Source organism: Saccharopolyspora antimicrobica (assembly GCF_003635025.1).
GTDB lineage: Bacteria > Actinomycetota > Actinomycetes > Mycobacteriales > Pseudonocardiaceae > Saccharopolyspora > Saccharopolyspora antimicrobica.
Genome location: NZ_RBXX01000002.1, coordinates 5,886,810 through 5,901,747 on the forward strand (window position 1 = coordinate 5,886,810; position 14,938 = coordinate 5,901,747).

General features: G+C 70.9%; 13 protein-coding genes. 12 read left to right on the forward strand and 1 reads right to left on the reverse strand.

Features of this window, described 5'->3' with window-relative positions:
* Positions 1–256 precede the first annotated feature (256 nt).
* The 5 genes from ATL45_RS28125 to ATL45_RS28145 all read left to right on the forward strand — a co-directional run bounded on the left by ATL45_RS28125 (position 257) and on the right by ATL45_RS28145 (position 6,109).
* Positions 257–718 carry a hypothetical protein gene (locus ATL45_RS28125; protein WP_121505411.1) on the forward strand — a complete coding sequence of 154 codons (462 nt, stop codon included), beginning with the start codon at positions 257–259 and terminating at the stop codon, positions 716–718.
* A 215-nt stretch (positions 719–933) separates the two neighbouring features.
* Positions 934–2,184, forward strand: a complete 1,251-nt coding sequence (locus tag ATL45_RS28130; protein ID WP_093148668.1) for a saccharopine dehydrogenase family protein — start codon at positions 934–936, stop codon at positions 2,182–2,184.
* Between the two features lie 136 nt (positions 2,185–2,320).
* Complete coding sequence (locus ATL45_RS28135; RefSeq protein ID WP_093148662.1) at positions 2,321–3,856, forward strand: class I adenylate-forming enzyme family protein; 1,536 nt, start codon at positions 2,321–2,323, stop codon at positions 3,854–3,856.
* 38 nt (positions 3,857–3,894) lie between these two features.
* Positions 3,895–4,797: an FAD-dependent oxidoreductase gene (locus tag ATL45_RS28140; protein WP_256258336.1), complete on the forward strand. Its 903-nt coding sequence runs from the start codon at positions 3,895–3,897 to the stop codon at positions 4,795–4,797.
* Position 4,798: 1 nt separating this feature from the next.
* Positions 4,799–6,109 (forward strand): NAD(P)/FAD-dependent oxidoreductase, encoded by a 1,311-nt coding sequence (locus tag ATL45_RS28145; protein WP_093148654.1) that lies wholly within the window; start codon positions 4,799–4,801, stop codon positions 6,107–6,109.
* A 20-nt stretch (positions 6,110–6,129) separates the two neighbouring features.
* Here the strand turns inward: ATL45_RS28145 and ATL45_RS28150 are convergent, their stop codons facing one another.
* Positions 6,130–6,762, reverse strand: coding sequence for a TetR/AcrR family transcriptional regulator (locus ATL45_RS28150; RefSeq protein ID WP_211841311.1), 633 nt, complete (start codon positions 6,760–6,762; stop codon positions 6,130–6,132).
* A 99-nt stretch (positions 6,763–6,861) separates the two neighbouring features.
* On the opposite strand from ATL45_RS28150, the gene ATL45_RS28155 reads away from it, so the two are divergent.
* The 7 genes from ATL45_RS28155 (at position 6,862) to ATL45_RS28185 (ending at position 14,617) form a co-directional block, all read left to right on the forward strand.
* Complete coding sequence (locus tag ATL45_RS28155) at positions 6,862–8,157, forward strand: flavin monoamine oxidase family protein (protein WP_093149720.1); 1,296 nt, start codon at positions 6,862–6,864, stop codon at positions 8,155–8,157.
* Between the two features lie 23 nt (positions 8,158–8,180).
* A complete protein-coding gene (locus ATL45_RS28160) occupies positions 8,181–8,933 on the forward strand; it encodes an SDR family oxidoreductase (RefSeq protein ID WP_093148650.1) in 753 nt (250 codons plus the stop codon).
* Complete coding sequence (locus tag ATL45_RS28165; RefSeq protein ID WP_093148646.1) at positions 8,933–9,967, forward strand: phosphotransferase family protein; 1,035 nt, start codon at positions 8,933–8,935, stop codon at positions 9,965–9,967. The genes ATL45_RS28160 and ATL45_RS28165 overlap by 1 nt, the downstream gene beginning before the upstream one ends.
* Positions 9,968–9,969: 2 nt before the next feature.
* On the forward strand, positions 9,970–11,202 hold the full coding sequence (locus ATL45_RS28170) for an acyl-CoA dehydrogenase family protein (RefSeq protein ID WP_093148643.1): 1,233 nt from the start codon (positions 9,970–9,972) through the stop codon (positions 11,200–11,202).
* The gene (locus ATL45_RS28175; RefSeq protein ID WP_093148641.1) at positions 11,199–12,707 is read left to right on the forward strand and encodes a flavin-containing monooxygenase; all 1,509 of its coding nucleotides are present in this window, start codon (positions 11,199–11,201) and stop codon (positions 12,705–12,707) included. The genes ATL45_RS28170 and ATL45_RS28175 overlap by 4 nt, the downstream gene beginning before the upstream one ends.
* Positions 12,704–13,657: an alpha/beta hydrolase gene (locus tag ATL45_RS28180; protein WP_093148637.1), complete on the forward strand. Its 954-nt coding sequence runs from the start codon at positions 12,704–12,706 to the stop codon at positions 13,655–13,657. The genes ATL45_RS28175 and ATL45_RS28180 overlap by 4 nt, the downstream gene beginning before the upstream one ends.
* A gap of 66 nt (positions 13,658–13,723) precedes the next feature.
* Positions 13,724–14,617: an MBL fold metallo-hydrolase gene (locus ATL45_RS28185; RefSeq protein ID WP_093148634.1), complete on the forward strand. Its 894-nt coding sequence runs from the start codon at positions 13,724–13,726 to the stop codon at positions 14,615–14,617.
* Positions 14,618–14,938 lie beyond the last annotated feature (321 nt).

Consider the following 14,938-nt stretch of genomic DNA (forward strand, 5'->3'; position numbering starts at 1 on the left):
AATCCACCGGCCTAGGCTGAGTGCCGTCCCTATGAACCGCGGGTCACGCTACACGTCGGCGAACGCCCGAGTCTGGGCACCCTACTTCTCAATACGGATCATCGTGGCATGATTCCGCCCTTGGGTGGCAGGGACTGTAGGTAGCGAGATGACTGCGCCGGCGCCTCGCATGGTCTGCATAGGTCGTCGAGCCCTTCGGGAAGGTGTCGCGGCACGGTGATGGCGATCATGACTACTCGCATCGCATACTGAACAGGTGTTCGACAACGATCCGGTGCATCCGATGCTCGCGCGGGCCTTCGATCCGCCGCAACCGTTCTTTCCGAACACGCTGCGGCTACCGGAGCTCATCCGGGACTGGGAACCGGGCACGGCAACCGTGGTGGCCGCCAGCAAACCCATAGTCGACGTCGTCCCGCTGCTGCGCCTGGCCGCGGCCCTGCCCGTCGGCATCCCTTCGCAACAAGCGCTGATGCAGGTCGCACAAGGCGCGCAGGCCAGCAGCACCCACAGCGCCGAAGCCGACCTCGAAACCCTCGACGAGCACAAGGACGGCAACGCGATGGCCGACGCGAGATCGTCGCCCTGTTCGACCAGATCTCCGCCTACGTCCAACTCCACCAGTCGACGATTGAGGCCCTGCGCTCGTCCGTCGCACGAGCCGCCCCTCGAAGAGCGACCTGCGGCGGGCGTCGAAGGCGCGGTGGCACCGGCTTGACCTGCCGCCCTCGCACGTGATTCCGCCGCTGATCTCCCGGATTCCGCCAGCCCTGCTCCGGCCTTGACTGCGTCGACATCGCCGCTAAACTCGATGTCGATTCGAGTTTGATTACCGCGATCTTCCGCTGCTCGGGCCGATCGCGACCCGGGCCGCAGAATGGAGAGGGTCATGGCCAACTGTTACGACGTCGTGGTGCTCGGCGGGTGGCTCGCGTGACGGCGCGGCGTGTCGTCTTCATCGGTGCGGCGGGCGAGATGTGCCGGGTAGCCATCGAGCGTTTCGCCAGAGCGGGCGGCGACTGGGAGCTCGTCCTCTGCGACATCCGGCCCGAGCTGCTCCGGGAGCTGGCCGGGCGAATTCCCGGCGGGCGCGTCGAGGTCCGGCGGCTGGACCTCTTCGACCGGGCGGACCTGCGCGCCGCGGTCGACGGGGCCGCGCTCGTCGTCCTCGGAGCCGGGCCCTACATCCGCACGTCGGAACCGGTGATCTCGGCGTGCCTCGAGGCCAAGGTGCCCTACCTCGACTTCGACGACGACGTCGAGAGCACCCAGCACGCGCTCTCGCTCCACGAGAAGGCGCAGGCGGCGGGCATCCCGGTCTACGTCGGTTGCGGCGCCTCGCCGGGGATGAGCAACGTGCTGGCGGTCGACGCGGCGAACGAGCTGGACACCGTCGAGAACATCGAGCTGGGCTGGATGGTCGGCGACGAGCGGCCGGACGTGGGCCGGGCGGTGCTCGAGCACCTGATGCACATCGCCGCCGGGGACTGCCTCACCTGGGAGCGCGGTCGGCAGGTCGTGCACGAGTCGTACGTTGAGACCGGCGTCCTGCCGATGGGCGGCGGTGTGGGGGAGGTCCTGCTCTACGAGACCGCCCACCCCGAGCCGGTGACGCTACCGCGCCGCTACCCGGAGGCAAAGCGCATCCGCTGCCTCGGCGGGCTCGACCCGATGCCGTTCAACGGCCTCGCGCGCGGCCTCGGCCTGGCCATCCAGGACCGCAAGATCACCGTCAAGGAGGCGGTGGACTTCATCCTGGACGTCCTCCACAACCGGTTCAGCAACACCAAGGGCCTGCGTCACGCCTTGAGCGGCATGATCGGCCAAGTCCGCCGCGGCGAGATGGCGGCGGGCACGATGGTGAAGTTCCTCGCGCGGTCAGCACTCCGGCGGACGGACACCTGGCGCGGCGGTCTCGTCGCGCGTGTCACCGGTACGCGCAACGGGATTCCTGCGGTGGCCGTCCGGCGCACGCCGCTCAGCGGACCGGAGACCTACGCCACGAGCAGCATGGCCGCCATCACCGGGACTGCCTGCGCCGCGTTCATGGTGCTGGCGATCGAGGAGGGGGCCGGCCGCACCGGCGCGTTCGCCCCGGAGGACTGGGCAGATCCGAAGGCGTTCTACAGCGCGCTGGAGCGCGTCGGCACGCCGCGCGCCGAGATCGTCGAGGCGGTGTGCTGAGTGAGCACCCCGTCTTGACCTCGACGAGGGCATCGCCGCGACAGACCCCGGACGCGGCGACGCCCTCGTCGGCGTCGAAGGCGAAGAACCAGTTCACCACGCGGGAAGGTCCGCGTTGCTCCTCGGAGGTCGTCGCATGGCCCGTCCGGTCGTTCAGGTGTCCCGGTCGCACAACCCCTTTCCCCGGTCGATCGGGACCAGGTACGTCGATGGCATCCCGCGCTGCTCCAACATCCCCGAGACCCTGCTGGACGTGCTGCGCGGGCACGTCGAGGCGAGGCCCGACGCCGAGGCGGTCGTCGAGCTCGGCGGGCAACGGCTGACCTATGCGCAGCTGTGGGAGCGCGCTTCGCGGGTGGCCGGCGGGTTGCGCGCCCAGGGCGTCGAGCGCGGTGACCGGGTGGCCGTGCGGTACCCGGCGGGCGTCAACTGGGTGCTCGCCTTCTGGGGAACCGTCCTGGCCGGGGGCGTCGCGGTCGCGGTCAACACGCGGTCGGCGCAGCCGGAGGTGGAGTTCGTGCTCGGCGACTCCGGCGTGAAGGTCGACCTGTCGGCGGATTCCCCGCTCCCCGATGGCAGTCCGCAGGTGGCAGCCGGTCTCGGCGCCGCCGACGTGGCCGGGCTCTTCTACACCTCGGGCACGACCGGACGTCCGAAAGGCGTGCCGACGACGCACGAAGCGTTCATCACCAACGCCGAGAACATGGTCCGCTGCTTGGGAATGCCGCGCGATGTCGGCTCGGACCTGCGGACCCTGATCTCCGTCCCGCTGTTCCACGTCACGGCCTGCAACTCGCAGCTGCTGGTGGCCGCCTACGTCGGCGGGACCGCGGTGATCATGCCCGAGCTCGACCTGCCTGCGCTGGCGGAATCCCTGCCCGCGGAGCGGATTTCCTTCCTGGTCACCGTTCCCGCGGTGTACTCCCTGCTGCTCCGCCAGCCGGGTTTCTCCGACGTCGACGTGTCCGGGGTGCGCACGGTCGGGTACGGCGGTGCTCCGATCGCCCCCTCGCTGGTGCGGGCGTTGCAGGAGGCGTTCCCGCGGGCGAGGCTGATGAACGGCTACGGCATGACCGAGACGGCGTCGTTGATCGCGGTGCTGCCGGACCGGGACACGGTGGAGCACGCGGATTCCGTCGGGTACGCGGTGCCGTCGGTGGATCTCGGCGTCGTGCCGATCGGCGAAGACCCGAGCGTGGGGGAGCTGGTGGTCCGCGGCGCCAACGTGACCACCGGGTACTGGAACCGGCCGGAGGCCACTGCGGAAGCGGTCGTGGACGGCTGGTTGCGCACCGGAGACGTGGTCCGGGTGGATGAGGTCGGGCGCGTGCACATCATCGACCGGATCAAGGACATCATCAACCGCGGCGGGGAGAACGTCTCCAGCGTGGAGGTCGAATCGGTGCTGCTCTCCGCGCCGGGAGTGGCCGACGCCGCCGTCCTCGCAGTCCCCGACGACGTGATGGGGGAGAAGGTCGGCGCCGTCCTGGTCGCGGGGCAGGAGCGGATCGACGTCGACGCCGTGATCGCGCACTGCCGAGACCACCTCGCCGACTTCAAGGTCCCCCAGTACGCCGCTGTCGTCACCGGGACGCTGCCGCGCAACGCCGGGGGAAAGCTCCTGAAGAACCAGCTGCGCCAACAAGTTCGGTGGGGAAACCCGCTTCGGTAGGGATCCGGGCCCGCCGTGATGAAGGAGGTGGGGAAGCAGTGGCAGATTCCAGCGATGGGACGGAATCCCGAGATGTGGCAGTCCTCGGCTGCGGTTTGATGGGTGCCGCGCTCGCGCGGGCGCTCGCGAGGAGCGGGCATTCGGTGGTGGTCTGGAACCGCACTCCCGAGCGGGCGGAAGCGCTCGCCGGTGAGCGGATCAGGCCGGTGCGATCGGTCGGCGAGGCGGTGCGCGCGTCCCGGCTGGTCCTCGCCTGCACGTCGACCTACGAGTCGGCGCTCTCCGCGCTCGACCCCGTCGCCGACTGGCACGGGGTCGCGCTGGTCAACCTCGCCAGCGGTGCGCCGGAAGAGGTCGAGCAGTTCGAGCGGTGGGCTGCTGAGCGCGGTGCCGAGTACCTGGACGGTTCCATCGCCTGCTACCCCCAGGACATCGGCTCGCCGCACGCGATGATCGTCTACTCGGGCTCGCCTGCCGCTTGGTCGAAGCACGAGCAGACGCTGATGAGCCTCGGCGGTGCGTCGGGGCACGTCTCCGCGCGGGTGGCCGACGCGAGCCTGCTGAACGTGGGGATCGTCGGCGCGTTCTACGTCGCGGCGCTGAGCGCCTACGTCGAAGCGGCGACCTACGTGCTCGGTCGAGGCGTGTCCGCCGGTGCGCTGCGCGAGCTCTCGCAGGTGGCCATCGAGAGCCTCCGGCGGGCTGCGGAGGAGAGCGCTGCGGCGATCGAGAGCGGCAACCACGAGACGGACCAAGCGACCATCGAGACCTACGCCGAAGGCGCACGTGCGGGGCTGGCCGTCATGAGGAGTTCGGGGCAGCAGGCCCGGCTGCTCACAGCGGCGGTCGAGAACCTGACGGCGGCTGAGGCGGCCGGGCTCGGGAAGCTCGGCTTCTCCGCCCAGGCCGAAGTCCTCGGCGTCGCAGCGGAAGGGGCGTGACGTGACGATCGCTGGAGTCACGTACTCCCCGCACAGCGGCTGGGTCGATCCGCCCACCGAGGTCGAGCCGCCGCTGGCGGGGGAGTTCACCTGCGACGTCGCCGTCGTCGGAGGTGGGCTGGCCGGGATGGCCGCCGCGCTGCGGCTCGCCGAGAGGGGAGCCGACGTCGTCCTGGTCGAATCCGGGTACTGCGGCTGGGGAGCGAGTTCGCGCAACGCCGGTCAGCTGACCGGCGCCCCGGCGGGAGACCCGCAACTCCTGAGCACGTTGCACCCGCGCCGCTTCCGCGGACTCGTCCGCTTCGCCGAGAGCGCCGTCGGCTTTACCGAGAAGCTGATCGGGCAGCTCGAAACCGACTGCGAGTACGAGCCGACGGGCAACGTCGGTGCCGCCGTTTCCAGAGGACAGCTGCGAAAGGCGCGGCGAAACGCGAGCATTCTGCGGAAGGCCGGGGCGGACGCGGAGTTCGCCGACGGCCGTGATCTCGGCCTGCCGGATGCGTTCCTCGGCGGAATCCTGGAGCGGGTCGGGGGGATCTTGAATCCCGGGAAGTTCGCGCGCGGTGTCCGCGAGGCGGTTCTCCGCTCGGGGTCGCGGGTGTTCGAGCGGACCGCGGTGCGAGCGGTGCGGCCCACCGACGCGGGAGTCGTCGTCGAGGTGCCGGGAGGCCGTGTCCGGGCCGAGCGGGTCGTGCTCGCCACCAACGCCCACTCCCGCGAACTCGCGATCGCCCCGAAGCGGTTGGCCAAGCCGATCTGGGTCAGCATGGCCGAGACCGGACCGATCGAGCCCGACCGGCTGGCAGCGCTCGGCTGGACGAGTCGTTCCGGCATCGTGACCCAGCACAACCTCATGCAGAGCTACCGCCTCACCGGTCGCGGCACGATCGCGTTCGGCGTTCGGCGGCTGCAGCTGGGCAGCGGAGCGTTGGGCGCTCGTGAGCCGGACCCCGCCGTCGTGGCGGACCTGGCCTGCGGCTTCTACGACCGGTTCCCATCCCTTCGCGACGTCGCGCTGGAACGGGCGTGGGGCGGGTGGATTGCGCTGACCCCGTCGTGGCTGCCGGTCGCCGGAGAAGCGACGAGGAACATCTTCTACGCCATCGGGTGCAACGGCCACGGTCTCGCCCAAGCGCCTTACCTCGGCACGCTGCTCGCCGACCGGCTCGCCGGGGAGGACCTCCACGAGGACCTCGGCGCGGTCTGGCGAACGCGCCCGCGGTTCGTCTCCTCGCCGCTGATCACCGCACCGGTGTTGCGCGCGGGCTGGGCGGTCGACCGCATGGCGGACCGCCTCGGCTGGGGGAGCTGAGAGCTCGGCGGGTCGCCGCGTCAGCCGCGGCGATCCGCCTGCTGCGGGGCGTAGGTCTCCAGGTAGGCGGTGAGCATCCGGCGTGCCTCGTCGATCGTCGTGTCGTCCCCGGTCGGGCAGCGCCGGAACGCGATGTCGAAGAGCCGACTACCTGTCTCGAAGGCGAGTTGGAGGACGAGTTGGGGAGTGTCAGCCGAGATGAGGCCCCGCTCGACGAGGCGGCTCCAGAACCGCTCCGCCTGCGTTTCATCGAACGTGCGGACCAGTTCGTCGAGGGTCTGGTTGCGTCCGGCGAACCACAGCTGGACGCAGCTCGGGTGCTGGCGGAAGTGGTCGAGTATCGGATCGATGACGGCGTCGGTGGCCTCGCGCAGCGTGCTCGGTTCGAGGTTCTCGGTCGCGGCGGTGAGGCGCGCGTCGAGCTCCTGCACGTGCTGATTCAGCAGCTCCGCGTCGACCTGGTGGCGGTCGGGGAAGTAGTGGTACATCGAAGCGGTCGGGATGCCCGCCCGCTCCCCGATGGCCTTGAGCGTGGCGGCCTCGTAGCCCTGCTCGGCGAGCAGGGACTCGGCGGCCTCGAGGATGGCCCGGCGGCGCTCCAGTCCCCGCCGCTGCACGCCGGTGGTCCGGGTTGCCGATTCTTTCTCGAACACGATTCGGCATCGTATCAACCACGCGGTTTGACAGCTCCGGCGTCCACCATAAACTCGATCTCGATTCGAGATCGAGTTTTGAGCGAAACGGAGTGGGTCGTGGCCAACGGTTGTGACGTCGTGGTGATCGGTGCCGGGTTCGCCGGGATGACCGCAGCGCGGGATCTCAGCCTCGAGGGGCATTCGGTGGTCCTCCTCGAAGCGCGCGACAGGATCGGCGGCCGGACGTACCGCGGCGAGGCCTTCGGCCGTCCCGTGGAGTTCGGCGGCACCTACGTGCACTGGACCCAGCCCAACGTCTGGCGCGAGCTCCAGCGCTACGGCATCGGACTGGCGGTGCCGCTGGAGCTCGACCGGATGCACTGGCTGGCCGACGGCGTCGTGCACTCCGGGACCCAGCGCGACTTCGAGAGCATCGCCGCTCCGCTGATGGCCCGGTACTTCGCCGACGCACGGCTGCACTTCCCCCTGCCGCCGCAGCTCGGTGCGGTCGACACCGGTGCGATCGAGCAGGAGACGCTGCAAGACCGGTTCGACGCGCTGGACCTGTCCGAGCACGACCGGGACGTGCTCGACGGGATGCTGTCCACGTTCATCCACTCCCACCGGGAGCAGGGCCTCGCGCAGCTGCTCTTCTGGGCGGCCACCACCTTCGGCGACTGGAGCGCGTTCGTCGAAACCGCCGGTGTCTGGCCGATCGAGGGCGGGACCGCGCGGCTGCTGGCGGCGATGGCCGCCGAATCGAAGGCCGAGCTCCGTCTGTCCACCCCGGTCCGCGCCGTCGAGGACGACGGCTCCGGCGTCGTGGTGACCACCCGCGCCGGCGAGCGCATCCGCGCGAGCTCCGCGGTCGTCGCGCTGCCGCTGAACACCTTGAGCGACGTGATGATCAGCCCGGACGTGCCCCGGCCGGTCCGCGCAATGATCGACCAGAAGCACCCGATGCGCAGCGCCAAGATCTGGGCGCGGGTCCGGGGCGAGATCGAACCCTTCGGCGCCTTCGCCCCTGTCGGCAAGAACCCGATCAACACCGCGCGGGTGGAGTACCGCCACGAGGGCGACACGCTCGTCGTGTGCTTCGCCTCCGACGCCGCTGCCATCCACGCCGAGGACCGCGAGAGCGTGCAGGCCGCGCTGCGGACGTTCGTCCCCGACATCGAAGTGGTGGACACGGCGGGCCACGACTGGGTGGCCGACGAGTTCGCCCAGGGCGGGTGGGCCCACCACCGGCCCGGGCACCTGACGGGGGCCGCGCCGCTGATGCGCGAGCCCCACGGGCGGATCCACTTCGCCGGCGGGGACATCGCACCCGTCGGCGTCGGCGGGATCGACGGCGCCATCGAAACCGGCGCGATCGCCGCCCGGGACGTCACCGTCGCGCTGGCCCACTGCTGACCGAGTCGAGAGCAGGAGTTCCCATGACCAACGGATTCGCGGGACGGACCGCGATCGTCACCGGTGCCAGCCGCGGCATCGGGCTCGCCATCGCCGAACGGCTGGTCGCCTGCGGCGCGAAGGTGGTGATCACCGGCCGCAAACCGGAGGCCCTGGCCGAAGCCGTCGCCGGACTCGGCGGCGACCGCGCGGTGGGCGTGGCCGGGCACGCCCACGACGCAGACCACCAGGACGAGGTGATCACGACGGCGATCGACACCTTCGGCGGCGCCGATCTGCTGGTCAACAACACCGGCATCAACCCGGTGTACGGGCCGTTGGTGGAGCTCGACCTCGCCGTGGCCCGCAAGATCGTCGAAGTCAACTGCTTGTCCGCGCTGTCCTGGGTGCAGAAGCTCAACCGGGCGTGGCTGGCCGAGCACGGGGGCGCCGTGGTCAACATCGCCTCCGTCGGCGGCCTCCGGCCCTCGCCGGGCATCGCGATGTACGGCGCCAGCAAGGCGATGCTGATCCACCTCACCGAGGAGCTCGCCGTGGAGCTCGGCCCCGGCACCCGGGTCAACGCGGTCGCCCCGGCCGTGGTGAAGACCAGGTTCGCGAGCGCGCTCTACGAGGGCCGGGAGGGCGAGGTCGCGGCGACGTACCCGCTCAAGCGGCTCGGCGTTCCCGGCGACATCGGTAGCGCGGTGGCGTTCCTGCTCTCCGACGACGCGGCGTGGATCACCGGGCAGACGCTGGTCGTCGACGGCGGAATCACGCTGGCGGGCGGTGCGTGATGGACCTGCGGAACGCGACACCAGGCCTCGACCTGGACCGGCTGCGCCCCTGGTTCGCCGGGGCCGTGCCACAAGCGCGGGTCGACGCGCTCTCGGCCACCCTGATCACCGGCGGCAAGTCCAACCTGACCTACCGGATCACCGACGGTGCGGCGAGCTGGGTCCTGCGCCGCCCGCCGCTCGGCCACGTGCTCGCCACCGCCCACGACATGGGCCGCGAGCACGCGGTGATGTCGGCACTGGCCGACACCGCGGTGCCGGTGCCGCGGATGCTCGGCTTCTGCCGCGACGCGCAGGTGCTGGGCGCCGAGTTCTACGTCATGGAAGCGGTTCCGGGCATGCCGTACCGAACGGCCGCGGAGCTGGCGCCGCTCGGCGAGCGGCGGGTGCGGGCGATCTCCACCGCGCTCGTGGACACTCTCGCCGATCTGCACGAGGTGGATCCGGGCGCGGTGGGGCTCGGTGATTTCGGCCGACCCGAAGGGTTTCTCGCCCGCCAGGTCGCGCGGTGGCGCAAGCAGCTGGACGCCTCACGCACCCGCGACCTGCCAGCTGCCGACGCCCTGCACGCCGCGCTGGAAGTGCGTGCCCCCGCAGCGGATTCCGCCGCCTGCCCGGGGATCGTGCACGGCGACTTCCGCCTCGACAACGTGCTGATCGACGGCGACGACCGCCTCCGCGCCGTCCTGGACTGGGAGATGGCCACCCTGGGCGATCCCCTCACCGACCTGGCGCTGATGGTCCTCTACGCCCGGCTTGCCGGGATCGTCGGAGCCGGCGTCGCCGACGCCAGCAACGCGCCCGGCTTCCTGAGCGAGGACGAGTTCGTCGCGCGCTACGACGCCCGCAGCGGGCGGGACCTCAGCGATCTCGGCTTCTACCTCGGCCTCGCGGCGTTCAAGCTCGCCGCGATCCTCGAGGGCATCCACTGCCGCCACACCAGCGGCCAGACCGTCGGCCCCGGTTTCGACCGCATCGGCGAGGTGGTCCACCCGCTGCTGGACGCCGGACTCGCCGCCCTGGAGGAACGCTGACCATGCACTTCGCCTTCGACGCTAGGACCGAGGAGCTCCGCGCGGACCTGCTGGACCTCATGGAGCGGCACATCCACCCGGCCGAGCCGGTGTTCGCTGAGCAGCTGGCGGCTTCGGCCGACCCTTGGGCCTGGGACTCGGTCCCGGTGCTGGCCGACCTCCGCGCCGAGGCCCGCCGACGCGGGCTGTGGAACCTCTTCCTCCCGGGCGAGCTGGGCGCCGGGCTGACCAACCTGCAGTACGCCCCGCTCGCGGAGATCAGCGGCCGCGCGGTGGAACTCGCGCCCGCCGTCCTCAACTGCGCGGCACCGGACACCGGCAACATGGAGGTGCTGGCCATGTTCGGCACCGAGGAGCAGCGCGAGCGGTGGCTGAACCCGCTGCTGGCCGGGGAGATCCGGTCCGCCTTCGCGATGACCGAACCCGACGTCGCCTCCTCCGACGCGACCAACATCGCCACCTCGATCGTCCGCGACGGCGCGGACTACGTGATCAACGGCCGCAAGTGGTGGATCACCGGCGCGATGAACCCCAACGCGAAGCTCTTCGTGGTCATGGGCAAGACCGACCCGCAGGCCGACCGGCACCGCCAGCAGTCGGTGGTCCTGATACCACGGGACACCCCGGGCCTGGAGATCAGGCGCGCGATGGAGGTCTTCGGCTACGACGACCACGACCACGGCGGCCACGCGGAACTGGTCCTGCGCGACGTGCGCGTCCCGGTCGGCAACCTGATCGGGCAGGAGGGCGCGGGCTTCGCCATCGCGCAGGCCCGCCTGGGACCAGGGCGGATCCACCACTGCATGCGCGCGATCGGCGTCGCGGAGCGGGCCGTCGAGCTGATGTGCCAGCGCGCCGATGGGCGCGTGGCCTTCGGCGAGCCGCTGGCCCGGCAGGGTGTGATCCGCGACTGGATCGCGGAGTCCCGGGTGCGGTTGGAGCAGCTGCGCCTGCTGGTGCTCAAGACCGCCTGGCTGATGGACACCGTCAGGAACAAGGGCGCGCACACCGAGATACAGGCGATCAAGATCGCCACGCCGCGGACCGTGCAGTGGATCCTCGACAAGGCGATCCAGGTGCACGGCGCGGCGGGCCTGTCGCAGGACTTCCCGCTCGCCCGCGCCTACGCCGGCAACCGCGCGCTGCGGTTCGCCGACGGCCCCGACGAAGTGCACGCGAACGCGCTCGCGCGCGCCGAGATCCGCCGGCAGACGACCCGCAGGAGGGATCGATGACGATCACGACCACCAGCCGGACGCGGTCCGCGGACTTCGACGTGCTGATCATCGGCGCCGGGATCTCCGGCATCGGGGCGGCCTGCCACCTCAAGGCCAGCCGCCCCGGCACATCCTTCGCGGTCCTGGAGGGCCGTGACTCGATCGGCGGCACGTGGAGCCTGTTCCAGTACCCCGGAATCCGGTCGGACTCGGACATGCCCACCTTCGGCTTCGGCTTCAAGCCGTGGCCGCACCGCAAGTCGATCGCCGACGGGCACCTCATCCTGGACTACCTGCGGCAGGCCGTCGCGGAGAACGGGGTGACCGAGAACATCCGCCTCGGTCACCGGGTGCTCAGCGCGGATTTCTCCTCGGCCGAGGGGCGGTGGACGGTCACCGCCCAGCGGTCCGGCAGCGGGGAGACGGTGACACTCACGGCGCGATTCCTGTTCCTGGGCACCGGTTACTACGACTACGAGTCCGGTTTCACGCCGGAGTTCCCCGGCGCGGCGGACTTCGAGGGCCGGGTGGTCCACCCGCAGCACTGGCCGCCGGACCTGGACTACCGGGACCGGCGCGTGGTCGTGATCGGCAGCGGCGCGACGGCGGTCACGCTGATCCCGTCGATGGCCGCCGAGGCACGTCACGTGACGATGCTGCAGCGCTCACCGAGCTACGTGCTCTCGATCCCGGCCGAGGACGCGATCGCCCGCGTGCTGAACAAGGTGCTGGGGCGTCGGCGCGCGCACCAGATGGTTCGCCGGAAGAACATCGCGGTCAGCCGCGCGATGTTCAAGGCGTCCCGACGTGCGCCGAAGCTGATGCGCCGACTGCTGATCGCCAGCGTTCGGCGACAGCTGCCCGCCCACTTCGACGTCGACACCCACTTCACCCCGCGCTACAAGCCGTGGGACCAGCGGCTGTGCATGGTGCCCGACGGTGATCTGTTCAAGGCGATCTCGACCGGGAAGGCCTCGGTGGTCACAGACCGGATCGACCGGTTCACCAGGGCCGGGATCCGGTTGGACTCCGGGCAGGAGCTGGCCGCCGACGTCGTCGTGACCGCGACCGGGCTCACCATGTCGCCCTTCGGCGAGATCCGGTTCCGAGTGGACGGTGGCGAGGTGAACCTGCCGGAGACGACGTTCTACAAGGCGATGATGCTCTCGGGGGTGCCCAACCTCGCCGTCGCCCTGGGCTACACGAACATCTCCTGGACGCTCAAGGTCGACCTGGTCTGCGAGCACTTTTGCCGCCTGCTCGAGCACATGGATTCCCACGGCTACGACGTCGTCGAGCCGGTGCTCGACGACCCCGGCATGGAACGGGTTCCGGCGATGGACCTGAGCGCGGGGTACGTGCGGCGCGGGATCGGGAAGTTCCCGCGGGCGGGCACGCGCGGTCCGTGGACGGTCGAGCACGCCTACGAGAAGGACGTCGCGCGGCTGCGTGAGGGGCCGGTCGAGGACAGCGCGTTGAAGTTCACCCGCAAGCCGGCCCACCGATCGGAGGAAAAGCGTTGAAGGAGCTCACCTTTCCCAGCCACGGCGTCAGCTGCGCCGGGTGGCACGTCCCGGCCACCAGCGACGCGCTGGCCGGGGCGGAGGGCCGTCCGTGCGTGGTCATGGCCCACGGCTTCGGCGGCACCCGCGACACCGGCCTGCTGGGCTACGCCGAGCCCTTCGCCGACGCCGGGATCGACGTGCTCGTCTTCGACTACCGGGGTTTCGGCGACTCCGGGGGCACGCTCCGTCAGAACGTCTCGATCCGCAAGCAGCGGGAGGACTACCACGCGGCCGTCGCGGCGGCCCGGCACCTGCCCGGTGTCGACCCGGACCGGATCGCGCTGTGGGGGACGTCGTACTCCGGCGGTCATGCCATCCCGGTCGCGGTGCAGGACGGGCGCATCGCGGCGATCGTCGCCCTGACGCCCGCGGTGGACGGGCTCGCCACGCTGGCGCGCCTCGCGCGCCGAGCCGGGGTCGGCCGGCTAGCGCGCGCGGCCGGGCACGGGCTGCGCGACGTCGCGCGCGCCCTCGCCAAGCGGACGCCGCACCACGTGCCCATCGTCGGGCCGCCCGATTCGGCGGCGATGATGAGCACTCCCGGCGCGGAGGAGGCGTGCGCCGCGATGGCCGGGCCGACGTGGCGGAACGAGGTGTGCGCACGCGCGGCGTTGGCGGTCGGGTTGAACCGGCCCACGACCTTCGCCGGACGCCTGGCGTGCCCGATCTTGGTGCAGGTCGGCGCGAACGACAGCGTGGCACCACCCGACGCGGCGCGCCGGGTGGCGGGGAAGGCCGGGCGGTGGGCGCAGCTGCGCGAGTACCCGGTGGACCACTTCGACGTCTACCAGGGGCCGTGGCAGCAGCGAGCGCTGGCCGACCAGCTCGACTTCCTCGCGCACGTGCTGGATCCGGCGTGGTCGCGGCACCGGGCTTCCCTGGGGAGCACGCCCTCCACACTCTCGTGACGTGTGTTGTGCGAAGGTGTGGGGATCGTGCCGATACGAGCGGAAAACGCGTGGGAGGGAACCGAATTGGTCGCCACGGGGTACGCGGAAGCGACGTACGGAGAGGTCTCCGTGCTGGTCGGGGCCAACCGGGGCACCTACCCGTTCGGCAATTCGCTGCTGGTGCGCGGCACCGACGCGGCGCTGGTCGTCGACCCGTCGCTGTCGCTGGTCGAAGCGGCGCCGCCCGCGGACGCGGTCCTGGTCAGCCACGCGCACGAGGACCACATCGCCGGGCTCGGGAGCTACGCCGACGTGCCTGTCCACGTCCACGAAGCGGACAGCGCCGCCCTGCGCTCCCGCGAAGCCATGGTCGCCGGGTTCGGGCTCCCGGCCGACGCCGCTGCCAGCGCGGACGAGAAGCTGCGGGAGCACTTCCACGTCCACGGGCGTCCGGACGCGGTGAGCTTCGCCGACGGTGCCGTGTTCGACCTCGGCGGGCGCACCGTGACCGCGGTGCACCTGCCCGGGCACACGGCGGGCCACTGCGGTTTCCTGGTCGAGCCCGACGGCTTCCTGTTCATCGCGGACGTCGACCTGACCTCGTTCGGCCCGTACTACGGCGACGTCAGCAGCAGCCTCGCCGACTTCGAGCGCTCCATGCGGCGATGCCGGGAGATCGACGCCCGCTGGTACGGAACCTCCCACCAGAAGGGCGTGATCGAGGGCGCCGACGAGTTCCGCAAGCGCCTCGACGGCTACGCCGGTGTGGTGGCGAGGCGGGACGAGACGCTCCTGGCGCTCCTCGACGAACCGCGGACCGTGGCCGACATCGTCGCCCACCGGCTGGTCTACCGCCCGCACGTCGAGGGCGCGCACGTGGAGCCGGTCGAGCGCAGGACGGCAGTGCGCCACCTGGACCGCCTGCTCGGCAAGGGCCTGGTCGCGGAAGTGGAACCGGGCCGGTTCCGCACGACGTAGCTCCCGACCGTGCCCTGTGGCGCCCTGCCGGTCCCCCTCCCATCAGCGTCTCCAACGCGCTACTTCTCTCAGACCACCTCGACGTCCGTCCGAGCGAGAACAGTTCGTCGAGTACGTCCGCACTGGCCCGGTCAAGACGGTCCCGGGTTCGTCGCGTTTCCTGAGAGCGCGGGTGCCGACACGCCGGCCAACCTCGCGGCCGATGTCGTTGGCGTGGTGGCGCAGACTCAGAGTGGGGGAGCAGGGGAGCCTGCTATGGTTCTGGTGTGATTTCCCCAAACACGGGAAATCGCACCACTTTGGGGGTTCAAGTCTCGGACA